This is a genomic window from Microcoleus sp. PH2017_24_DOB_U_A, assembly GCF_020738205.1.
GTDB lineage: Bacteria > Cyanobacteriota > Cyanobacteriia > Cyanobacteriales > Microcoleaceae > Microcoleus.
Map to the genome: position 1 here is coordinate 1 of NZ_JAEQCT010000100.1, position 21786 is coordinate 21786.

General features: G+C 45.7%; 22 protein-coding genes. 13 read left to right on the plus strand and 9 right to left on the minus strand.

Annotated elements, in window-relative coordinates:
• Positions 1-76: 76 nt before the first annotated feature.
• A complete protein-coding gene (locus JGK07_RS25555) occupies positions 77-1054 on the plus strand; it encodes a hypothetical protein (protein ID WP_293185557.1) in 978 nt (325 codons plus the stop codon).
• Positions 1055-1060: 6 nt separating this feature from the next.
• On the opposite strand, the gene JGK07_RS25560 is transcribed toward JGK07_RS25555, so the two are convergent.
• The 3 genes from JGK07_RS25560 to cobQ form a co-directional block, all read right to left on the minus strand.
• On the minus strand, positions 1061-1336 hold the full coding sequence (locus JGK07_RS25560; protein WP_293185558.1) for a hypothetical protein: 276 nt from the start codon (positions 1334-1336) through the stop codon (positions 1061-1063).
• 28 nt (positions 1337-1364) lie between these two features.
• A complete protein-coding gene (locus JGK07_RS25565; protein WP_293185560.1) occupies positions 1365-1601 on the minus strand; it encodes a 2Fe-2S iron-sulfur cluster binding domain-containing protein in 237 nt (78 codons plus the stop codon).
• A gap of 285 nt (positions 1602-1886) precedes the next feature.
• On the minus strand, positions 1887-3353 hold the full coding sequence (gene cobQ / locus JGK07_RS25570) for a cobyric acid synthase CobQ (RefSeq protein ID WP_293185562.1): 1467 nt from the start codon (positions 3351-3353) through the stop codon (positions 1887-1889).
• Here cobQ and JGK07_RS25575 point away from each other — a divergent pair.
• Entirely contained in the window at positions 3318-3548 is a 231-nt protein-coding gene (locus JGK07_RS25575; protein WP_293185564.1) for a hypothetical protein, read from the plus strand. The genes cobQ and JGK07_RS25575 overlap by 36 nt on opposite strands.
• 191 nt (positions 3549-3739) lie before the next feature.
• On the opposite strand, the gene JGK07_RS25580 is transcribed toward JGK07_RS25575, so the two are convergent.
• Complete coding sequence (locus JGK07_RS25580; protein WP_293225882.1) at positions 3740-5302, minus strand: Ycf66 family protein; 1563 nt, start codon at positions 5300-5302, stop codon at positions 3740-3742.
• Between the two features lie 399 nt (positions 5303-5701).
• Here JGK07_RS25580 and JGK07_RS25585 point away from each other — a divergent pair, with 399 nt between their 5' ends.
• Both JGK07_RS25585 and JGK07_RS25590 read left to right on the plus strand, forming a co-directional pair.
• Entirely contained in the window at positions 5702-5884 is a 183-nt protein-coding gene (locus tag JGK07_RS25585) for a hypothetical protein (RefSeq protein WP_293193213.1), read from the plus strand.
• Between the two features lie 633 nt (positions 5885-6517).
• Positions 6518-6955, plus strand: a complete 438-nt coding sequence (locus JGK07_RS25590) for a hypothetical protein (RefSeq protein WP_293185569.1) — start codon at positions 6518-6520, stop codon at positions 6953-6955.
• A 384-nt stretch (positions 6956-7339) separates the two neighbouring features.
• Here JGK07_RS25590 and JGK07_RS25595 read toward each other — a convergent pair whose 3' ends face one another.
• The 3 genes from JGK07_RS25595 to JGK07_RS25605 all read right to left on the minus strand — a co-directional run bounded on the left by JGK07_RS25595 (position 7340) and on the right by JGK07_RS25605 (position 11690).
• Entirely contained in the window at positions 7340-8884 is a 1545-nt protein-coding gene (locus tag JGK07_RS25595) for a sulfite exporter TauE/SafE family protein (protein WP_293291103.1), read from the minus strand.
• The gene (locus JGK07_RS25600; protein WP_293213097.1) at positions 8874-10274 is read right to left on the minus strand and encodes a hypothetical protein; all 1401 of its coding nucleotides are present in this window, start codon (positions 10272-10274) and stop codon (positions 8874-8876) included. Before JGK07_RS25600 ends, JGK07_RS25595 begins: the two co-directional genes overlap by 11 nt.
• 192 nt (positions 10275-10466) lie before the next feature.
• Positions 10467-11690: a DUF4331 domain-containing protein gene (locus tag JGK07_RS25605; protein ID WP_293291105.1), complete on the minus strand. Its 1224-nt coding sequence runs from the start codon at positions 11688-11690 to the stop codon at positions 10467-10469.
• A 375-nt stretch (positions 11691-12065) separates the two neighbouring features.
• Between JGK07_RS25605 and JGK07_RS25610 the strand changes: the two genes are divergently transcribed.
• The 4 genes from JGK07_RS25610 to JGK07_RS25625 all read left to right on the plus strand — a co-directional run bounded on the left by JGK07_RS25610 (position 12066) and on the right by JGK07_RS25625 (position 15046).
• Positions 12066-12632, plus strand: coding sequence for a sigma-70 family RNA polymerase sigma factor (locus tag JGK07_RS25610; protein ID WP_293185575.1), 567 nt, complete (start codon positions 12066-12068; stop codon positions 12630-12632).
• 147 nt (positions 12633-12779) lie between these two features.
• Positions 12780-13361 carry a cupin domain-containing protein gene (locus JGK07_RS25615; protein WP_293185577.1) on the plus strand — a complete coding sequence of 194 codons (582 nt, stop codon included), beginning with the start codon at positions 12780-12782 and terminating at the stop codon, positions 13359-13361.
• A 308-nt stretch (positions 13362-13669) separates the two neighbouring features.
• Positions 13670-14140, plus strand: coding sequence for a hypothetical protein (locus tag JGK07_RS25620; RefSeq protein ID WP_293193216.1), 471 nt, complete (start codon positions 13670-13672; stop codon positions 14138-14140).
• A 108-nt stretch (positions 14141-14248) separates the two neighbouring features.
• Positions 14249-15046, plus strand: a complete 798-nt coding sequence (locus JGK07_RS25625) for a hypothetical protein (RefSeq protein WP_293213099.1) — start codon at positions 14249-14251, stop codon at positions 15044-15046.
• A 171-nt stretch (positions 15047-15217) separates the two neighbouring features.
• On the opposite strand, the gene JGK07_RS25630 is transcribed toward JGK07_RS25625, so the two are convergent.
• Together JGK07_RS25630 and JGK07_RS25635 are read right to left on the minus strand one after the other, a co-directional pair.
• A complete protein-coding gene (locus JGK07_RS25630; protein ID WP_293219702.1) occupies positions 15218-15760 on the minus strand; it encodes an acireductone dioxygenase in 543 nt (180 codons plus the stop codon).
• Positions 15761-15998: 238 nt separating this feature from the next.
• Positions 15999-17207, minus strand: a complete 1209-nt coding sequence (locus JGK07_RS25635) for a NupC/NupG family nucleoside CNT transporter (RefSeq protein ID WP_293193218.1) — start codon at positions 17205-17207, stop codon at positions 15999-16001.
• Between the two features lie 72 nt (positions 17208-17279).
• On the opposite strand from JGK07_RS25635, the gene der reads away from it, so the two are divergent.
• The 5 genes from der (at position 17280) to JGK07_RS25660 (ending at position 21569) form a co-directional block, all read left to right on the plus strand.
• Positions 17280-18641, plus strand: a complete 1362-nt coding sequence (der, locus tag JGK07_RS25640; protein WP_293185585.1) for a ribosome biogenesis GTPase Der — start codon at positions 17280-17282, stop codon at positions 18639-18641.
• Positions 18642-18905: 264 nt separating this feature from the next.
• The gene (locus JGK07_RS25645; RefSeq protein ID WP_293243073.1) at positions 18906-19901 is read left to right on the plus strand and encodes an energy-coupling factor transporter transmembrane protein EcfT; all 996 of its coding nucleotides are present in this window, start codon (positions 18906-18908) and stop codon (positions 19899-19901) included.
• Between the two features lie 124 nt (positions 19902-20025).
• Positions 20026-20463 carry a holo-ACP synthase gene (gene acpS, locus JGK07_RS25650; RefSeq protein ID WP_293185589.1) on the plus strand — a complete coding sequence of 146 codons (438 nt, stop codon included), beginning with the start codon at positions 20026-20028 and terminating at the stop codon, positions 20461-20463.
• Positions 20464-20505: 42 nt separating this feature from the next.
• Positions 20506-20775 carry a transcriptional coactivator PipX gene (pipX, locus tag JGK07_RS25655; protein ID WP_293185590.1) on the plus strand — a complete coding sequence of 90 codons (270 nt, stop codon included), beginning with the start codon at positions 20506-20508 and terminating at the stop codon, positions 20773-20775.
• Between the two features lie 128 nt (positions 20776-20903).
• On the plus strand, positions 20904-21569 hold the full coding sequence (locus JGK07_RS25660) for a YggS family pyridoxal phosphate-dependent enzyme (RefSeq protein WP_293185591.1): 666 nt from the start codon (positions 20904-20906) through the stop codon (positions 21567-21569).
• The last annotated feature ends 217 nt before the right edge of the window (positions 21570-21786 follow it).

The window sequence follows — 21786 nt, forward strand, 5'->3', positions numbered from 1 at the left end:
TCAGCCGAGGCGGGTTAATCCGCTCGAAGTGAAAGCGAAAGGGGAGGGACTTGAAGCCTCCCATGTCATGTAATAGATGACTATACTTTTACCAGCTATGGATTACAATTACCGACAGGCGATCGCCCTCGTGGAACAATCCGATCAACTGGTTAACAAAGCTACGGCTGCGGCAGATTTTGAATATGGCGACACGAAAGTAAAACAAGCTCAAAAACACCTCGATGCTTTGCCGGTGTGGTTCCTCGGCTACTATCCAAAAACTTATTGCTCTTTTTCCGGCTGCACTTGGCGCTTTTCAGTCGATGAATTTCAAGCAGCCCGCAAAAATATCGGGCGGATGGATGCTCAAATTTTTCAGCAAAAAAATGCTTTTACTGAGTTAAATCAAGTCGAACAAACTCTCGACGCCGCGAAACAGCAGTACCAGCAAGCGAAAACTGCCGCCGACAGGCAAAAAGCGACTGGAAATTGGCAAAGTGCGATCGATCGACTCAATCAAATTCCCGCCGAAACCCTCGCCGGAGAAACTGCTAAGAAAAAACTCCAAGCAGCAGAAAGAGATTTTCAAGCAATGGGAGGAATCGCCACAGGTTCGGTACACGCCGACAACTTAATTGAAGCAGCCAAAGAATTTGCTCTTTCCGCCGCCGTCGCCTCGCAAAAACCGCCGCATCCAGCCGCCCAGTGGGAACAAATAGCAGGATTGTGGGAAGAAGGAATTAACCGACTGAAAATGGTTCCTGTGGATAATCCGGGCTATCTCGACGCTCAAACCAAACTCGCCCAATACCAGAAAAATTTAGGAATTTCCCAGATTAGACTCCAAGCAGAAAGAGATTCTGAAAAAGCTTTGCAAGAAGCTAAAAGCTTGTTTGCCAACTTGCAAAATAATGTAAATTCTCCCAGTCAAAATCCCAGTAACTCCCTCGGACAATTGCAACAGATTATCAATCAATTAGAATCTGTCAAACCTGGGACAACTGTTTATCCAGAATCTCAAAAATGGCTGCAATCTGCTCGAAAAAAACAGCAAGAATGGCAAAAGAAATAAAGTGTATTAGTCACAAACCTCGATCGCAATACCGCCAAATTTCCCTTCCTCGGCCCAACACTTGACCCCTTCAATATAGCAAAGGTGGCTGGGATACTCTTCTTTAGTATCCGCTACAATCGCCTCAAAACCGCCATTGAAGTCGTTAAAAAATTGTACCTTGCGCCCTTGACTGTCACAGGCTTTGCTACAGCAAGTCGAACATACTAGACGGGGATATCGATCCCAATATGGCGATGGGATGGAACAGATGGGACAGGGCTTAAATTGTCGATCGCTCATAAAAAGATGCAATTAAAAAATATATCGATTACCAAGTCGGATCGACATACAGATTAATTGTAACTTGCTTTTTCCCCGAAGGTATGCCGGAAATACAAGCACAAATCGCCTCCCCGTCATCAATTTCTACTTCGCAAGCGTGACAAGAACCCATCATACAACCAGTAGGAATAGAAACCCCTGCACGTTTGGCTACATCTAGCAAAAGCTCTCCCGCTTCAGCTTCCACTGTCACATTATCTGGCAAAAAAACAATCTTTGTCATGCAATTTTTCCTTTTGATATAATACCATTTTTACCAAGTTTCGCTCCGAAAAAGTTTGAGGTTTATTGATACTAATTATCAAGCACAGGTGCGTCGCTGTGAGATTTTTGGTACTTAGTTAGGTTTTTTCATGGCGACGCACCCTACGACTTTTGATGGGAATTATCAAGCTTTTTTATGGATACGCACCCTACGACTTTCTGGTTAAAAAAAATGTCATTCAAATTATAACCTCCGCTCTAACAAACAACTGTCAACTGTCAACTGTCAATTGTCAACTGTCAACTAACCTAAAATATGCTTGATATCTAAATGCTTTTCCACTGTATCTGCTAGAGTTTCTAACAGAGTTTCTCGATGTTCTCGGTAATTCGGAATACCTGTGGGCAATGCGCGGAGTCCCCGCTGTTGGCGCAAGTAATTTAACCAAGCCCGCCGCCAAGCTCCGTTGTCAAAGATGCCGTGCAGGTAGGTGCCCCAAACTGATTGAGAAGCGTTGACAATGCCTAAACTAGGATCGTCAAATAACGGTTGAGTCAAATCTGACTCGATCATTTGGGTTCTGCCTTGATGAATTTCGTAACCGGAAACGGGTAAACCCGGTTGAGGATAGTTAGATGTTACGATCCGCTGGCGGGCAATTTTGTTTGGTGCGATCGCAGTTTTCAAAGGCAATAACCCCAATCCTTTGAACTCTCCCTTTTCTCCCTCAAGGCCTTCTCTATCGCTGATACTTTCTCCCAGCATCTGAAAGCCACCACAAACTCCCATGACTGTACCGCCAGCTACTAAGTAATTTTTAATCGCTTCTGCCATGCCTGTTTGGCGCAGCACCTGCAAATCTGAAATTGTAGTTTTAGAGCCTGGTAAAATCACGGCGTCTGGATGGCCTAACGGGTCTTTGGGGCTGACATATTTGACTGTGACGGTAGTTTCCGACTCCAGGGGGTCAAAGTCGGTAAAATTGGAAATTCGGGGCAGGCGGATGACGGAAATATTCAAGTCGGTTTGAGAATTGGGAGAACGCCGATCGAGTAAATCGAGGGAATCTTCCGAGGGAAACACTTCGTCTATCCAAGGAATTACCCCAACTACGGGGATTCCAGTCCTTTCTTCCAGCCAAGTCAAGCCCGGATCTAAGATCGATTTTTGGCCTCGGAACTTATTAATAATGAATCCTTTAATTAAAGCGCGCTCGTCAGGATCGAGCAATTCCAAAGTACCGATGATGTGAGCAAATGCGCCACCGCGATCGATATCAACTACTAGCAAAGTCCGAGCATTCAGATGTTTTGCTACCCGCATATTAGTTAAATCGCGGTGTTTGAGATTGATTTCTGCTGGACTTCCTGCTCCTTCGCACACAATCATGTCAAATTCTTGCTTGAGAAATTCTAAAGATTCCCGAATAGCTTGCCAGCCGATATCAAAATACTGTTCATAATATTGAGATGCTCGCACATTTGCGATCGCCCGGCCCTTGACAATCAATTGAGAAGTCATATCTCCTTGCGGCTTGAGCAAAATCGGATTCATTTCTACCCAAGGTGCGATGCCCGCAGCCCAAGCTTGCACTGCTTGAGCGTAGCCAATCTCTCCGCCGGCGGCTGTGACATAGGAATTCAGTGCCATATTTTGACCTTTAAACGGAGTTACCCGCCAGCCTCGCCGAGAAAAGATTCGACACAATGCTGCAACCAGTAAAGATTTTCCTGCGTGAGATGTTGTTCCCACGACCATAATTGCTTTCATAATATTAAAGAAGGAAGAAGGAAGAAGGAAGAAGGAAGAAGGAAGAAGAAAGAAGGCAGAGGGAAGAAGGAAGAAGAAAGAAGGAAGAGGGAAGAGGGAAGAAGGAAGAGGGAAGAGGGAAGAAGAATATATAATAAAGAAGGAAGAAGGAAGAAGGAAGAATGTAGAAGAAAGAAGGCAGAAAGAAGAATGTAAAAATCATGATTTATGGGATTACAAAATTTGACCAAATAAATGGTTTTTTTATTGGCTCTAGGGGTGACAACGAATTGGTTTTGAGGGAAAACCACATTTGTCGCCACCCGCACCTAAGTCCTAAAAGGAAGACGGAAGAAGGTAGAAGACAGAATTAAAAAAATTCTGGTTTCTACCTTTTGCTTTTTGCCTCAAGATGACGGCCGATCTTCGCCGGATACATTCTCAGAATTGGATTCAGTGGCCCTTTTGGCAGGTGCGGCTAAATCGGGTTGTGATCCGTCAGAAGAGGGTTTTTCTTCTGTGGATTCGATCGAGATTGTTGATACTGAAACCGTTTCTACCTGAACGCTCAACCCTGCTTCTCCCGGTACTTCTATCTCTACAGGCGGTGCTGAAACGATTTCCACCACAGTCATTTCTAGAGATACAGCAAGGGTTTCTGCTTCCGTTACGCCTGCTGCTGCTTTGGGTTCACCAACCGCATCCGCAGGTGTTTCTTGAGCCAACGGATCTGTTTGGCTTTGTGCCGGCGATCCGTCGTCTAAAATCGAACTTTCCCCTATTTTGGCAGAATTCGCCGCGGTTTCTGTTGCTATCAACTCGGCCATTGCTTCAACATCGGTGGGAAACGGCACTGCTTGGCTGGTTTCCGCAGCAGTGTTGCTGGTTTCGGCTGCCACTTCGGCGGCAGCCTCGGCTAATTCTGATTCGAGAATCTGGTCGATATCCGATGCAGGAATTGTCGTTACCTTAGATTCAGGAGATTCAGGTGCGATCGACTCCTCTGCTACTTTCGGCGTTGTCACCGGAGTATTTGCATCAGGCTTGTTTTTAGCTGCACCCCGTCCCAACATACCGCCGAGACTATTTTTGAGATTGCCAAACAGACTTCCGAAACCGCCTGATTTTTTAGCTGTTTTGGCAGGAGTTGGGTTGGCCTTTGGGGCTGCGGTTGCTGTCGCCGTTGGGGCTGCCGAACTAGCATCAGACTGGGACTCTTTAGCCATCGACCTCCACATCTGGTCAAAATCGTCAAAATCGTCATCATCTTCAGTCTGCTTTTTGGCTTCTGGCTGAGCCTCTGCTGGCTCTACCGTTGGTGCGGCCGCAATTTCTGAAAATTCTAGAGGTGGGGGCAAAGGAGTGAAGTTGCTGGCTAATTCTGCTGGGGCTGGTGAAGTCTCAGGAAGAGCGTTTTCAACCGAAAACACGGGTATTTGTGTAATTGCGGGTGCGCTCTTGTCGGGAGTTTTTAAGTCAGGGCCGATCGCACTTTCGGGAATAATCTCAGCGATTGGCCCAGTCGCCGGTTGTGCTTCTACCTTAGCCTGGCCCTGATTCGCAGGTGCTGGAACAGCATCAGCTTTCGGTTTGGGCGATCGAACAAACTTCGGTTTTTTGGCTGCGGGTTCAGGTTTCTTACCAAACAAACCGGATAAAGGCCCGCCCATCGCCCCGGCCAAATTCGCCGCCTGAGGAATCGGCGTTTGCTGAGCGATCGGCGTCACCTGCCGGCGCAAAGTCAGAGTTTCCCACGCAAACCAGCCTAGCAGAGCCACACCCGCCATTTGACCAAGCAGGAGAGCACCCGTAATTCGCCCCGCACAAGTCCATAAAATTAACGCATAAAAAAGTCCTACCCCGCTCCAGGTAAAATCACTTTTCCGGTGAACCTCTGGAAAAAAGAAGGCCGCCATGTAAATACTAAAGCTGCCCAGACCGACCGCCAACGCCAGAATGTATGCAAGCATCTTGTCGGTACCTCCGCTGTGTCAAATAACTTCTACGCGCTAATTCTACCTTTGTGAGACACTCAACGGCTTCTTTCTCAAGGACAATTCCCGATTTGGAAGGAAGTTCGGCAAAGAATTTTGTACCGGATGTAACGGATTTAAAGGATTTAACGGTAGAAGTCAGAGGAAAGAAGCAAAAAGGAAGAAAGAAGAAGTCCCAGGAAATATTCCCTCTCACCCCCTCTCCCTCTCTCCCTCTCTCCCCTTCTCCCCCTCTCTCCCCTTCTCCCCTCTCCTCGATCGTGATATCTATCACTTAAGTATGTTGGTACGATCGCACCTGCCGTAGACGATGTTTTGTATGTTGTAGGTGTAAAAGAAGTTATGCCTTAGGGCATATGTATTGGAGACAATGCCATGTTTGAAAAACTGTTTTTAGCAGCGAGCTTAACCTTATTAGTTCAAATCTTTGCCGGAGTCGGCACTTCCGCGAAATTACCGGTAAATTTCGTATGGCGATCGAGCGATCGTCCGACACAAATCCAGAAACTGCCCCTGGTTACAGTACCTGCGAGCTTCAAGTCAAACGTCGAATCCTAACGATCCGTGCCAGATAATACGTGCAAGTGGGATTTATCGCAAGGCAGAGCCTGTCTAATGTTTTTTTTCAAGCTGTTATCTTTTCTATTTGACCAAGATTTTCACAGGTGGTACCCGCCACGTGATTTATCCGTGGAATCAATCCCAAATCGAAAATCGAAAATCCTCTCTTCCCCCGAATTTATCCGTGGGGTAAATCTAAAATCTAAAATCTAAAATCTAAAATCGATTGACTCTTCACAACTGATCGCTTTGTAGTAAGAACTTCAGTCCTCATTAAGACCGGTTAACAATAACGGAAGTGCTTGCTACAAACCCTAAATGAATAATGAGTAGCAACTCCGATATTAATTGCCATAAAATACTCAACAAATCTCAACATCAATTTGTGCAGTAAAAAGCTTCAAACCCAAAAAAATCTGTAATCCCGAGTAAAGCATCAAAATAGATCTACGATCGATCGCGCTTGGGTTAATTTTTTTTGCGATCGCACAACCAGAAAGCAATTGCACTATCTGTTTTGTACAGAGTTTTGCTTCCGGGACTATCAGATCTGAAGCGTATTGATATATAATCGCCAGATGAAGCTCAAAGCTGATAACCACATAGACTGTTAAATCAAGGAAAGTGAAAATGGGACTTAGCGATATTCTTTTGAATGAAAACAAGAGAGACACTATTGTTGATGACTGTGTAAAGTTGATAGACAAACAAGTTGCAGCAGCACCGGGATTGGGCGGCCTTGCTCTGAAAGCTGCCTACTCTACCGTTAAGGGGATACGGGCTGACTATTGCGCCCAAGTCGTCGATCAACTTTTGCCCGAAATCTCGATCGCACTCGATCCAATGTGGGCTGAAGCCGTAAACAATGGCAACCCAGTCGCATATCTGACTGAAAGAAAAGCTCAAGTAGCAGATCAATTGCTCCAAATCAGTGACAAAAAAGCCGAAAACAGCACCAGAGCAGTTGTCAAAGGCGCCTATGGCAAACTCCGCCCCTCCGCTAAGACTTACGTCGAAAACGGCATCCCAGATTTAGCCGAAATTATTAATAAACATACCGCGAGCTAATGTTGAATAGGTGGGGATTTCCCGCCAATTGAATACATCTACTCGTTACCAGCAATTCCTGGTAAAACAGCCGTAGGGTGCGTCGCTTGAGAAAAATCCATAAAAAAATATCGACAATCTCATAGCGACGCACCAAACAAACATGATCAGACAAAAACACTTATTTTGTAGCATTACTTTGAAAAACTGGTACAGCGGTTCTCAGAAAGATGAGGTACGTTGTTGGGCTTCAGCCCTCTTAGTTGATAGTTTAGTGGTTATATAAGCTGTCAATCATACCTCATTTTTTGAGAAAGGCTATATTACTTTATTAGATGCCTCAGTACAGAGATTTTCGATTCACAAAATCATCAAAACTGACGCACCATAGCATCTTAAATTGTATTATCCATTGCCAATTACCCATTGATTCGCAGCCAATATTTTCAGAATAGCCTCTCCGGTAATGCCCAAGCCCAAAAACATTACCAACACCGCGCTAATTGCGGGCATAAATTTGACTGCTGCAATCTGTTTGGGTAGTTTATTAAAATGTTGTTTGGCGTAAACTAAGACTAAGCCGATCGCACTCAGCACCAAAGCCAATCCCAAACTAAAGGCCACCACCAGCGTCATCCCCAAACCAACATTTCCCAAAGCCGACGCGCTCAACAGCATCACCAATGCGGAAGGACAAGGCAACAATCCCCCGGAAATGCCCAACACTAACAAGCTTTTCCAAGTAATCGGAGAACCGTCCGATCCGGGTGGCAAATGTGAATGAAGACGGCCGTCTCCATGATGGTGGTAGTGCTGAGATATAGGTGGTTTGACAGGTTTAAATTCTCTTTCCCAAGTTCCCCTACTCAAAAGATTTACTGGTTCCTCAAGGTTCGTAGTAAGGACTTTAGTCCTTGGGTTTTTGTGGACTAAAGTCCTCACTACGAACCTGGTTTTTTCGATGAGGTGATTTAAGTCGATCTTGGTGCGGACTAAAGTCCTCACTACGAACCTGGTTTTGATTCTTTCTGAAAGTAATTTGATGCCGATGATTGCTACTAATAAGCCTGAGATTAAACTGAGCCAAGGATCGAGTTTTTCTGGCTCGATTAAGTTAGAAGCAAATAATGTAATTGCGCCGACAGAAAACACGCCAGCAGTGTGAGTAATTGTGGTTGTTGCTGCTAAAAATACAGCGTGTACTGGAGTAGCCCGCGAACCGACTAAATAAGCGCCGACTATTGTTTTCCCATGTCCGGGGGACATCGCGTGCACGCATCCCCAAGTAAATGCTCCGACTACTGCTAGCACCAAACTCCAACCTGACTCCCAGATTGATTCTTTTCCAGCTAACAAAAATTCTCGGTTTTGTGGCGTAAATACAATGCTTTTGACAGCACCAGCTTCGACAATTGTAGCTTGACAGCTAGCTGTCGGAACTCCGGGCAAAAACAAATTGTATTTAATCCGCAATTTGTTGTTTTTTGAAGTTACGTTAGATTCTGGCCAGGTGTAGTTTAAGATTAAGGTGCTATGGGTATTGGGCTGCTGGATTAAGCTGGCAGTTTTAGCTGCTATTTCTAGGGGTTTGACTGTAACCGATCCGGGAATTTTGCTACTGTTGGTGATGCTAATTTTTTGACCCAAAAACTTTTCTAGTTCTGTTTGATGATTTCTAACTTCTGCCAGTTGTAACTGTCCGTCTCCATTGTCGTCGGCGAATTTTGTTAAGCCTGTGGGAAAGGTTAATGTTATTTCGGTTTGTAAATCGTTTACGATGATTTCGGCTACTGATAAGTCTGACCAGTGCGAGTAAACTGGTTGGGTTGAGTTTGTACAAAATAGTAAGATTGTGAGCGAAAAAAGAATTAAATATTTTCGCGTTCTTTGCCAGTTTTTGTGCATGGTTAGTTCCGATTTTATGTGTTTGTGGCTAATTTCAAAATTCATAACTTCCCAAACCCAATGCTTGACGAGATCGACTATCAAAACTCGGATCGATTTCCTTTGCCTGTTGAAAATAAGCGCGAGATTCCGCATCTTTTCCTAAAGTCTTAGCGATCGCACCAGCCCGATAAAATATCCCTGCATCCCGAATTCCCGATCGCACAATGTCGGCCATCACCCGATCGGCTTTTTGCCATTCCCCAGCACTAGAAAGCGCCCAGGCGTAGATATCCAGCGTTACAGCATCCTTGCGAATTTTCACCTCATCCTGCATTAACAGCAGCGCTTCAGCGACATCCTGCGATCGCCCTTTTTCCAGCAACAAACTCGCCAAATCGCGCCGGTGCCCGAAACCGCCAGAAACCTGTTCCTGTCGCAGCCCAGCTTCTGCTTTGTCGCGCAATTTCGCCGAGGATCTCGCATCTCCCTGCAACTCCTTCACCCTCGCCATACCGCGATCCACCAGGCGATCGAACACCGTCGCAGCCCCGCCAGAATAGGCAGAAACCTTGCTGTAATTAGCCTCTGCTTCCCGATAATTTCCCTGGCGCGTCTCCAAATCCCCCAAATAAATCAGCGCTAGCGGGTATCGCGGAACCAACCGCAACGCTTCCAAAAATAGCGCTTTCGCCTGCACAAACTGCCCGCGACGGGCGTAAAATCGACCCAAGAGCGATCGAACTCGCGCCGATCCAGCAATCTCTCCCGGTTCCTCCGCAGCCATTGCTTGCCGGTAATCCTGCAAAACCTCCGCATCTCGCCCCTGCGCCTCTCTCACTAATGCTCTTAATGTGAGAGAGCCTAAGTTAGGAATACGATTAACTAAGGCTTCCGCGGCTATACTTGCATCACTGATTTTTCCCGTAGCTAAGTGAGATGTGATGGAAAGGGCGATCGCATCTTCATTGTCAAAACCCACCTGTTTCGCCAAGCGCAAAGCAGTAGCAAAATCGTGTCTAGCCTCAGCAATTCGAGCTAAAACTAGCAGCGCGCCTTTGTTGTCAAAAGGCAAAAGGGCGATCGATCTTTCGGCCGCTTGTTCGGCCAATAAAAACCAACCACCCTCCCCAGTTACGCGAGCCATTTTCAAATAAGCACTCGCCAAAGCAGCCCGATTCAAACCGCTTTTTGAATCAACAGCCAATCGCTGCTGGTAAAAAGCAATTTCCTGCTGAATAGCTTCCTTTTGATTCGGATTGTTCCTCAAAGTTTCCGAAAACTGATAGCGGTAATTAGCATCGAGATTTGCCGTACTTTTATTAGCAATTTTTTCTGAGATGTCACGCAGATTAGGTAGCAAATTAACTGCGACAATGCCCACTATCGGCAGTCCGATGAGAAGCAACCACCAGAAAAGCTCAGATTTAGGTTTTTGTGATTTATTCGCTGTCATATTGTAGGGTGCGTCATTGTTCGATTTAGCACGAAAAACTACGATTTTATTTGATGACGCACCTGACGAATTGTGCGACTTGCGTCCAAATATCGGCTCGCGCTTGAGCCAAGGTACGTAGTTGCGCTTCAGCGCTCTTGATAAATATTAGGAAAGAGCGCTGAAGCGCAACTACATACCTATGACTATTAACTAATTCGGCAAAGCCAAATAAGGAAAATTCGGTTCTAACGGTTTGTGTCCCTGAGCCGGATTTCCAGGAGTTCCGTTATAAGAAACGTTATCGCCAACCGGAGAACCCACCAAAGCTCCCAAAGTGATATCAACAACATCGTCCAAAAGCAAACGACCTCCGATCAAACTTCCTTGAGAATTTGCCGCGCTACCGTAGCCGCTTGGCCTTGTGGTATCGATCCGCAGGACATCCGGTAAGAAAGCTTTGGCGATCGCATTTGCATCAACATTATCCTTACCGTCCAAAAGATCCACAGCATTCAGAGTAGCAACAGCTTCCTGGCGCACCGGAGCAGCAGCAGCACTCAAATCCAATCTCGGAGAAATAGTATTAAATGCCTCCATCAACTGGGGAGTAAGTACCAAACCCTCATTAATTGCAGGTCTCGCCAAACGCTCGAATTGTTTGAAACCACCAACTCCATCCCTCACAGAAACAGTTGACCAAACATCAAAAGTATTCGCGCCTGTTCCTGCTTGCAGAAATGCCTTCGGAACGCGCACTGTAATGGTATTAACGTTGTAACCCTTAGCAAAATCCAGCGCTTTACCCGGTTCCTTGAAACCGACTTTCGGCCCCGTTCCCAAAGCCCCAGCCCGGACTCTAAAAAATTGTTCCACATCAAAGAAAAACGGATCTTCCCGCAAACCTGCAAATACAGTTAAGTTAGAACCGCCCACAGGTACTTTATTCAAAACAGCATTAGAATTCAGCGGAGTTGTGGCAATTAAACCGCCATTAACCGTTGTCTTAGTAGTGGTCTGGGAGCCTCCGCGCACAACAGTGATCGCTACCGCTTGCATACCTTGATTGTTAGGCGGACTGAAGGCAAACCGCAAGATAATATCGGCGCGTCCGGTCGGTGTAGAATTTACATCACCTACCTGCGTGATGTGAAATTGGTAAAGGGCTGTGGTGCTGAAATAATATTGATAGCGGGCTACAGACCGAGGATTTGTATTCATAGTAAATACTAAATCTCCGTCCGCAGCACTAGAATTTTGGTCTTTTTCGCGATAGACGTATAAGTCAGTTAAATTGACAGCGCGACCTTTGATATCGACTTCGCCGTCGTCATGGTCGGAAGCGGCAATTATCCCGGGAGTTAATACAACAATTAAAGCTGCTTCAATCGCTAATATGATTCGGCGAATTTTCTTGGTGAGTTTCACAGTTAGCACCTATCTTTTACTGAGATTTTTACAAAAATTAATGGCAAATAACCCACCTTCGCGGGTTTTACTTTGGTCGCCACAGGTTCAACTTGTTAACCTGTCGGGCTTTTGGGAGGTTGCTGAGCCTTCTCGTAATTGGTATACGAAGTTTTGGCTATTTTGGATCTCTGCTGCAAGATTAGGTATGAAAAACTATGCAGAAGTGATAAACTGCAATATAAATCGGATAGATTACAATTCAAAGCATCACAGAATTAACCCGCAAATGCATACTTATGATTGCATCCCCAATTGACTTACAATTATGTTCTATAGTGATATACGCCGAATATTTAATTTTGGATCTGTGCACTCAAAACAAAATTTTTCAGGTACACTGAGATGACAGGGGAAAAGTCAAGCGATGAATCGCTGCTGTTAGTGCAGATTGCCCAGAAAGACCAAGTAGCATTAGCTAAACTGTACGATCGCTACGGTCGTGCAAGTTTCGGTCTCGCTTACAAAATTCTGGGTTCGGTAGAAGAAGCTGAAGAAGTTGTGCTCGATGTTTTTTCCCAAATTTGGCAAAAAGCAGCAACTTACGATCCTAGTCGCTCTCGTGCGGATACTTGGTTGTTTATGCTTACCCGCAGTCGTTCCCTCGATCGCCTCCGAGTGTTGCAGCGAACAGTCCGCGCGGCAGACGCTTGTCTGGAAGATGCTAAAATTCCGTCTTCGCGTATTGCAGAACCGATGGAAGATGCAATGATCGAAGAACGCAGCGCCCAAGTCAAAGCAGCCCTAGAAAAACTGCCAGCAGAACAGCGAATTGCGATCGAACTAGCCTATTACGAAGGATTGACTTGTGTGGCAATCGCCTCTAAACTCGGTATCCCGACAGGTACTGTTAAAACTAGAATTCGGTTGGGAATTTCTAAGTTGCGCCAAACTTTGAGCGAAGAGTTTTAGATTGTCAAAAAAAACAAAATTTAAATTGTTTAATATCAATCTAAACCTATGGCATCTCCAATCTTCCATCTTTAGTGCAATGGCAAAAACAAATCTAAAATCTAAAATCTAAAATCTAAAATTGATAATGCCGGAGAACAGATGGAAATGATGCCAGACGAGGAGTTTAATATGCTTGCAGCGCTTCAAGCTCTCGATACCATGGATGAGTCAGAACGCAGCGCACTTGCCGAGAAATTGCAAGCATCCCCAGAACTTCAAAGTGAATTAGCGGCCTTTGAAACAGCAATTTCTGCGATCGCCTATACAGCCCCTGCCGTTCCTGTCGCGCCCGATCTCAAAAACCGTTTGTTCCAGCGCCTAGCGGAATTGCCAATGGTTACGCCACCAGCCGAGAACAATCCGCCATCTTTAATTGTGCGATCGCAGAATGTCAAATGGAGACCTTACTCAGTTCCGGGAATCTCGATCGGCAAGCTTTATCTTGACAAAAAAAAGCGCGAAATTACTTGTTTGATGAGGCTGGAACCGGGAGTAACTTTTCCCCTGCACCGACACGCGGATTCGGAGGAAGTATTTGTATTAGAAGGAGACTTAACTGTAGAAGGGGAAGTTTGCTATCAAGGCGATTATATTCGATCGGTTCCCGGTTCCATTCATTCACCAGTTACAGAAGGGGGATGTTTGCTGTTAATCAAATCTTCTACAAATAACGAAAGGCTCGTTTGAATCCATACCTAAATCTATTCTGGGACGGGCATCTTAATAGGAAAAATTGGATTAATATCAAATCCGATTTGATCATCCTGCATTCATCTCTATCTTATCTCTCTGTGCTCTCTGCGATCTCTGCGGTTAAATAATTCCGATACAACCGGAAACGATATAAAGCCGGAACTCCAGGACAAATTAAAAGAAGACGATTAATTAGTCCAATCCTCGGACTTCCTGGTAGAGGTCACTGTCAACTAAGAGGGCGGGCACTCTTGGCACCGCCCCTACAAACTGTCAACTGTCAACTATCAAAGGATAATGCCATGCTAAATTACTGGCGTTTAACTGCTGTGATATCCGCCGTTATTGTACAATTTGTCGCGGTCAAAAGTGCGATCGCCCAAGAACGCGAAGGCTGTTTTCTGGTAAACTCAGCGGGAGAAGTAATTAACTTAAACCAGTTGTGCGCGCCCCAAGAATCGGGAATAAAGCTAACAGGAGACGACGGGAAATTTATCGAAGACTACAAACGCTTAGCAAAAAGCTATTCTCCAGACGCCACAAACGCTTTACTGCAAGGAATTCAAAGTAGCCCCAGTCAAAAAATTGCTGCCGCTAAAAGGATCTGTGTCCAAGCGAAAGCGGGACTTTCTCTGCCGGAAGTTAAATTAAGGGCGATCGGACAAGCTGGTAGTATCGAAAATCCCACGGCTAAAGAAAGTTTTCTTGCCGATGCCGATATTATCACAACTCTTGCAGGCAATCATTATTGTCCAGAATTAGCCAGCAAGTAAGATTGTAAAATATTTAGAGACGCGGCAATCCCGCGTCTCTATTTGCAGTTAAAATATGATTAATATTCCTCTTGTCGCGCCACGACTCAGGAAATTACCCCGCATGAGATGAAACATTTAAAATCAAGTTCCGCTGATTTGCGGGATTTATTCAAAGACAGTATCACCGTTAAATACCTGGCGGAACCGCTAAAATCTGTGCCGGCGGGCGAAGATGCTGCTAAATTGCGATCGTGGATGGAGGCGCGCGATTTTGATGTGCTCGGGATCGAGGAAAACGGTACGGTTTGCGGCTATATAGAACGATCGCACTTAATGACAGGTAAGTGTAGCGACTACCAGCAAATCTTCCATCCGTCACAGTTAATCGCCGCCTCGACTCCATTGATGGAATTGTTACCGCTGTTGCGAGAAAAACCGAGATTGTTTGTCTTGGAAAGCAACCGCATCAACGGGATTGTCACCTGCGGCGATTTGCAAAAAGCGCCGGTACGGATGCTGCTGTTTGGATTGGTGACGCTGCTGGAAATGAATTTATTGCGGATTGTGCGGATCTATTTTCCCCAAGATTCGTGGCAGAAGTTGCTGAAGGGCGATCGCATTGTAGCAGCAAAACACATGTGGGAATTGGGGCGATCGCGAAATGAGGCCATAGACTTGATCGATTACCTGCAATTCTGCGACAAGCGAGATTTAATCCTGACGAATGCCGAAATAGTCGATCGGCTGGGGCTCAAATCCAAACGTTACGGGGAGCGTTTTTTAAAGTCAGCAGAAGCATTGAGAAACAAATTAGCACACGCCCAAGACTTAATCAACGGTTCTTCGTGGCCGGAAGTAATTCTTCTCGCCCAGGAAATAGAAGCACTTTTGCAGCGGTGTGAAGAAATTGAAATTTCTCTATGAAAGAGCGCTGAAGCGCAACAACAAAGGTACGTAGTTGCGCTTCAGCGCTCTTTGCTTATATCTATGAAAAAGCGCTGAAGCGCAACAACAAAGGTACGTAGTTGCGCTTCAGCGCTCTTTGCTTATATCTATGAAAAAGCGCTGAAGCGCAACAACATACAAAGGTTCGATCTAGTTGGTAATTTTCAACTTCCTATTAGTATACTGAGGAACCCACCCTTGAGCAGTGGTGTAATACTGCACAGCTTTCAAGTACAGCAACGGAGTAAGATAAAACCAATGTTCTGTATTAGGAGGCACTTTAATATATTCTTCAGCTTGCAACATTAATTGTACCTGAGAGCCGTTAGGATAGACAAACCCAAAAACACATTCCCCAGCTAAAACGTGCAGAACTTCGGCATCTGCGTGAGTGTGAGTGCGATCGCTTTGAGTCATCAGCGGGTAAATCTGTGGCGAACCCGGATGCAGCACTTTTAAGTCGCACCACTGACATCCGCTAGCGCGCTTGAAGTATTCAAACTCGGTTTTAAATGCTGCGAGAATGTGCTGTTTTTCTGTGACATTGAGAATGTCTTGCAGTAGAATTTTTTTAACCGCAGGATTTTCCTGATTTGGCAGGCGATAGAGCTCAATATTTAAAACAGCCAGTTGGCTGGCGATCGCCTCGATATCGGTATATGTCCTACCGTTTTCTAGTTGCAGAACAGCCATATTACATCACCTATTAATTTCGCTTAGAAGAGAATTTAGTTGCCAGTTTCTATATACTGTTGTTACAGACTAAATTCCTGCTTGTTTTCCATAATAGCCGATCGCTAAAGTTAGATGTTTTTCGTTATATTTTATTAAACATTTACCATACTTTAATTGTCAAATTTTAACTTTTATTTAATAACCTTGAGAGTAGAGAGTTGGGTGCTTGTGGCGCACCTTACAAAACTCAAAACTTTTAAACGAGCATTCCCGCAATACAAGCAGTCATGAAACAAGCCACAGAACCAGCAATCATCGCCCTCACGCCCAACCGAGCCAAATCGCCTTTGCGGGATGGCGCCATCCCACCAATCCCCCCAATTTGAATCCCGATGGAACCAATATTAGAAAAGCCGCACAAAGCATAAGTCGCAATAATTACCGATCGTTCCGAAATCGCCTGTTGCTTCACCAATTCCATCAAATCCAAATAAGCAATAAACTCATTTAAAATCGTCTTCTTCCCCAAAATTACTCCTATTTTTCCACAATCCGCCCAAGGCACGCCCATCAGCCAAGCCACGGGAGCCATCAAATAAGAAAAAATCCATTCCAGCGACAACTGAGGCAAACTAATCAGCCCGCCAAACCAACCCAAAAGTGCATTAAAAAATGCTAACAAACCCAAAAAAGCTATCAGCATTGCCGCCACATTTGCGGCTAACTTCAAACCGTCGCTAGCACCAGAAGCCGCCGCATCCACGGCATTAGCATAAACCTGTTCCACCTTAATTTCTACCTCGCCAGCAGTCAGGGACTTTTCAGTTTCTGGGTACAGCAATTTAGAAATTGCCAAAGCAGCAGGTGCTGACATCACTGAGGCAGCAATTAAATGTTGAGGAGACACGCCAAAAGAAATATAAGCCGCCATAACTCCACCGGCAATTGTCGCAAAACCCCCCGTCATCACAGCGTGCAGTTCCGAGAGAGTCATCGTCGCTACATAGGGTTTAATTAATAGTGGCGCTTCTGTTTGTCCGACAAAAATATTGGCAGCACAGGAAAGAGTTTCTGCACCGGAAGTTTTCATGGTTTTAATCATGCACCAAGCAACTGCCTGCACCACCCGCTGCAAAATCCCGTAGTGATAAAGTAGGGTGATAAACGAAGAGAAAAAGATAATAGTGGGCAGCACTTTAAAAGCGATATAGTGGTCGGTAAATTTATCACCAAATACAAACTTTGCCCCAGCATCAGAAAAATTCAGAAATTGAGTGACTAAATCTCCCAAAAATTTAAATGCCGCCAAACCCGGAGCAGTTTTGAGAATCAAAATTGCAAAAATTAGCTGCAAAGCAATTCCCCACAGTACGGGCGGCCACTTAACAGCCCGTCGATCGACTGAAAAGGCGTAGCACAAACCGACAAAAACCCCTAACCCCAACACAGAAATAAGTCTTTCCATTTCAGTCACATTCCCTTATACTTAAAGATTAAAGCTCAAAATTACGGCGCAGCCTAAATTGCTGCTACTTTTATGCCTCTACCTATAGTTGCTATTATTGGACGCCCCAATGTAGGCAAATCGACGATCGTCAACCGTTTAGCCAACAGCCAAGACGCGATCGTCCACGACGAACCGGGAATTACGCGCGATCGCACGTACAGACCAGCATACTGGGGCGATCGCGAATATCAAGTCGTAGACACCGGCGGGCTAGTATTCGATGACGAGACCGAATTTCTGCCATTAATCCGCGAACAAGCAATGGCGGCCCTCGCAGAAGCAAGTGCGGCCATTTTTGTAGTAGACGGAAAAACCGGACTCACCGGCGGCGACGAATCCATCGCCTCTTGGCTGCGAGTGCAAAAAGTCCCCGTCATTCTCGCCGTCAACAAGTGCGAATCGGAAAATACCGGACTCACCCAAGCAGCAGACTTTTGGACATTGGGACTGGGAGAACCTTACCCCATTTCCGGGATTCACGGTAACGGTACCGGTGAATTGCTAGACCAATTAATGACTTACCTTCCCACAGAAGTAGAGCCAGAAGTAGATGAAATCAAAGTAGCAATTATCGGTCGTCCCAACGTCGGCAAATCGAGTTTGCTAAACGCATTTCTCGGAGAAAACCGCGCCATCGTCAGCCCAATTTCTGGCACAACCCGCGACGCAATTGACACCATAGTAGAACGCAACGGTCAAACCTACCGCCTGATTGACACAGCCGGAATTCGTAAAAAGAAAAACGTCGAATACGGCGCCGAATTTTTCGGAATCAACCGCGCTTTCAAAGCCATCCGCCGGGCAGATGTCATACTGCTAGTAATAGATGCAATTGACGGTGTTACCGACCAAGATCAAAAATTAGCCGATCGCATCAGCCAAGAAGGTCGAGCCTGCATCATCGTCATCAACAAATGGGATGCCATAGAAAAGGACAACGACACCATCTACGAGTACGAAAAAACAGCAAGAACTAAACTGTATTTCCTCGACTGGGCAGAAATGATCTTTGTCAGCGCCATGAGCGGACAGCGAGTTGAAAAAGTGATTGAATTAGTAGACAAAGCCTCCGACGAACACAAGCGCCGCGTTGCTACCGCCGTCATCAACGAAGTCATAGAAGAAGCCACAACCTGGCACTCAGCACCAGTTACCCGCCAAGGAAAACAAGGCAAAATCTATTACGGTACCCAAGTGCGATCGCAACCACCGACAATCGCCCTATTCGTCAACGATCCCAAACGCTTCACCGAAAACTACCGCCGCTACATGGAAAGCCAATTCCGCAAACACCTCGGCTTTACAGGTACACCAATGCGGCTGCTGTGGAGAGGCAAAAAAGTTCGCGCCAGCGAAGTTAGCACAACCAACAGAGCACTGCGCGTAAAGTAATTCTAGACTCTAGATTAAAGAAAAAACGCAGTTTAATGATATAAGCAAATTGCGTTTTTTTCTTTTGTCTTCCTTCTTTCTCTTCCTTCGCGTCCTTAGCGTCTTCGCGGTTCAATAAATTAGACCTCTTGTATAAGTCCTTTCTTGATACAGAAACCGCAGATATAAGGCAGATATACACAGACAAACGCAGATAATTTCCAGATAATTTTGGAATAAATGCAATAAGTCTATTGATATTATTAAAAATCTAAAATCTACAACATGGATTTACTTCGATCGCTTCCTATTGGACTGTATCTAGAACAACCCGTAACCTGGCTGCACCGGCTAGACTCCCGCGTCAAACTAGCCTGGTTGATGACATTTCTAATTGCGCCCATACTCGCCAATCCAGTTTGGCGGTTGATGCTAGTAGTAATGTTAATCGTACTGACACTAAGCGCAGCCATTCCCTTCCGTGTCTGGAAACAGCAAATGGGACTGCTGCTGCTATTCTGCCTTTTAGTATTTTGCCTCAGCGCGATCGCCCCCGACGCACTTCCCTCAGAACATCAGCCCCGCATCCCCGCCGACGAATTAACCTTTTCCCAACAACCCGCAACCCTTCCACCCGCTCAGAATCCCAAACCCTGGTACAAACCTTTTAACTTAGGCTCAAACTCTCCAACCCAAAATCCTCAAGTTCAAACCCAAAATAAACTCCCCCAACCCACAAACTACAGTTACGTTTTATTCAAACAAGGCCCCGTTAAAATCACCCGCAAATCCTTAGATTTAGCTATCAACGTCAGCACCCTATTCTTCACAGTAATTTATAGCACCAACCTCTATCTGCTCACCACAGCCAGCGAAGAAATTACCGCAGCAATCGAAAACTTAATGCAGCCGTTGCGCCTCTTGCGCTGGCCTGTCACCGAAATTGCCCTAACATTAACGTTATCTTTGCGCTTCATTCCCCTAGTATTGGAAGAAATACAAAATTTAGTGCGATCGGTCAGCACTAGAGCGATAAACTGGAAAAAACTCGGATTTCGCCGTGCCTCTCAAGTTTGGTTGACGATCGCCGAGAGGCTGTTAGAAAACTTGCTGTTGCGAGCCGAACAAATAGCTAGCGCGATGAAAGTTCGCGGCTTCACCAGTCCCGATCGACACCGCGTAGAATGGCATCAGTTGCACTTCAAAATCCGAGACTGGATCGCCCTCGGCTGCTTGCTCGCCCTCTGGAGTGCCCGCTTGGCTTGGGGTTGGGACAGTTGAGAATTGGGAATTGGGAATTGGGAATTGGGAATTGGGAATTGGGAATTGGGAATTGGGAATTGGGAATCAATGATTCCACAGTGCTGCTAAAGTAATGGATGCAAATATTTAGAGATCCAAGACCTTGAACATCTATCTTGGGACAGATATAGTATATGTTCCGCGCATTCAAGCTGTATTAGACCGGTTTGGCGATCGCTTCCTGGAAAAAGTTTACACCCCGGCCGAACAAAGAGACTGCGGACAACTAAATTCTCAAGACAGCAGCATTAAAGGTAAAATGAACCGAGTTTCCTGCAACCAACTAGCGGGGCGATGGGCAGCAAAGGAAGCTGTTGTCAAAGCTCTAGGCACGGGATGGCGGGGAATACGGTATGCTGATGTCGAAATTCAGCGCTCCGAAAACGGTGCTCCTAACGTGCAACTGCACGGAACCGCCGCAGCACAAGCCTCTGTTTGGGGAAATTGTCAGTGGCAGTTGAGCCTCAGTCACGATGGAGACTATAGCATGGCTACCGCGATCGCCCTTTGCACCCCGCGATCGAGCGAAACTCAAATCTAAAATCTAAATCTTTAATCTAATATCGATCGATTGTGAGAGTGAATGACTACCGAAACCTACCTGAATCATCCAAACTTTGGCCTCCTCTTCAGGGTATCCCAGGTTGAAGACAGCCAAGAATTATTTACCACCCTATACGCCCAGCGCCTATTTTTCTTAGTAACCAACGGCCCTGGCGGCCTCAGATTCGATCCTATCAGTCGCTCCGACGCTCGCCTCATGGTCGAAATTCGCCTGCGAACCCTCCGTCGCAGCGGTCAATATCAGGAGTACGACCAATTGCAGGTCATTCACCAGCGCACCTTTCAATAGCCAAAATCGGTAATTGGCAATCGGTAATTGGTAATCGGTAATCGGTAATCGGTAATTGGTAATTGGTAACTTGGTAATTGATATCTGTCTTAATTGTCCTGCCCTACTGTCAAGAGCGTTGAGTACCCATGACCATTGCCTCTCGAATTAACAGCATTCGCCAACACTTGCCAGAATCAGTGCGGTTAATTGCCGTTACCAAACAGGTACCGACTGATGCTATCCGCCAAGCCTACGACGCGGGCATCCGAGATTTTGGCGAGAGCAAGGTTCAAGAGACTGCCGAAAAACAAAGCCAACTGCAAGATTTGCCGGATATCAACTGGCACTTGATCGGCCACTTGCAAGCCAACAAAGCAGCAAAGGCCCTAGAGCATTTCCAGTGGATTCACTCTATCGACAACTTAAAACTGGCTCAGAGGCTTTCGCGCATAGCTGGCGAAATGTCCTGCTCCCCGCAAGTCTGCCTGCAAGTGAAAATATTGCCAGATCCCGACAAATACGGGTGGAGCGTCCCCGAACTTCTTGCCGACCTCTGTGAACTCAATAAATGTCAGCATATCAAAATTCAAGGTTTGATGACAATACCTCCGGTGGGATTAGATGACTCGCAAATCCTAGAATTGTTTAACAGCACCCGCGAACTTGCTGACAAAATCCAGCAGCAAAATTTGCCAAACATTCAAATGCAGCAGCTCTCCATGGGGATGTCGGGAGATTATCATTTGGCAATTCAAGCAGGTGCTACTATGGTACGGCTAGGACAAACCTTATTTGGCTCTAGGAGGGGATAAATTGTTCAAATCTTCTGATAAGCACAACTTAGGTTAAATATAGAGGTTAACTTACAGGGCGAAATAGTTACCTAAACTTAATCAAAGCTTACTGGAAAAGATAAGTCTAGAATTGATATATAGCGGTTCTCAGAAAGATGAGGTACGTTGTTGGGCTTGGGCCCTCTTGGTTTCAGTGGTTATATAACCTGTCAGTCATACCTCACCTTTTTGAGAA

Coding starts and splice junctions, on each gene's coding strand:
- JGK07_RS25585 (WP_293193213.1), top strand. CDS start 5,702: ATGTTTGAAAAACTGTTTTTAGCAGCGAGCTTAACCTTATTAGTTCAA.
- JGK07_RS25620 (WP_293193216.1), top strand. CDS start 13,670: ATGCTAAATTACTGGCGTTTAACTGCTGTGATATCCGCCGTTATTGTA.
- JGK07_RS25595 (WP_293291103.1), bottom strand. CDS start 8,884: ATGAATTTTGAAATTAGCCACAAACACATAAAATCGGAACTAACCATG.
- JGK07_RS25560 (WP_293185558.1), bottom strand. CDS start 1,336: ATGAGCGATCGACAATTTAAGCCCTGTCCCATCTGTTCCATCCCATCG.
- der (WP_293185585.1), top strand. CDS start 17,280: ATGCCTCTACCTATAGTTGCTATTATTGGACGCCCCAATGTAGGCAAA.
- JGK07_RS25645 (WP_293243073.1), top strand. CDS start 18,906: ATGGATTTACTTCGATCGCTTCCTATTGGACTGTATCTAGAACAACCC.
- JGK07_RS25615 (WP_293185577.1), top strand. CDS start 12,780: ATGATGCCAGACGAGGAGTTTAATATGCTTGCAGCGCTTCAAGCTCTC.
- JGK07_RS25580 (WP_293225882.1), bottom strand. CDS start 5,302: ATGCTTGCATACATTCTGGCGTTGGCGGTCGGTCTGGGCAGCTTTAGT.
- JGK07_RS25565 (WP_293185560.1), bottom strand. CDS start 1,601: ATGACAAAGATTGTTTTTTTGCCAGATAATGTGACAGTGGAAGCTGAA.
- JGK07_RS25610 (WP_293185575.1), top strand. CDS start 12,066: ATGACAGGGGAAAAGTCAAGCGATGAATCGCTGCTGTTAGTGCAGATT.
- JGK07_RS25630 (WP_293219702.1), bottom strand. CDS start 15,760: ATGGCTGTTCTGCAACTAGAAAACGGTAGGACATATACCGATATCGAG.
- pipX (WP_293185590.1), top strand. CDS start 20,506: ATGACTACCGAAACCTACCTGAATCATCCAAACTTTGGCCTCCTCTTC.
- cobQ (WP_293185562.1), bottom strand. CDS start 3,353: ATGAAAGCAATTATGGTCGTGGGAACAACATCTCACGCAGGAAAATCT.
- JGK07_RS25600 (WP_293213097.1), bottom strand. CDS start 10,274: ATGACAGCGAATAAATCACAAAAACCTAAATCTGAGCTTTTCTGGTGG.
- JGK07_RS25660 (WP_293185591.1), top strand. CDS start 20,904: ATGACCATTGCCTCTCGAATTAACAGCATTCGCCAACACTTGCCAGAA.
- JGK07_RS25635 (WP_293193218.1), bottom strand. CDS start 17,207: ATGGAAAGACTTATTTCTGTGTTGGGGTTAGGGGTTTTTGTCGGTTTG.
- JGK07_RS25555 (WP_293185557.1), top strand. CDS start 77: ATGACTATACTTTTACCAGCTATGGATTACAATTACCGACAGGCGATC.
- JGK07_RS25625 (WP_293213099.1), top strand. CDS start 14,249: ATGAAACATTTAAAATCAAGTTCCGCTGATTTGCGGGATTTATTCAAA.
- JGK07_RS25590 (WP_293185569.1), top strand. CDS start 6,518: ATGGGACTTAGCGATATTCTTTTGAATGAAAACAAGAGAGACACTATT.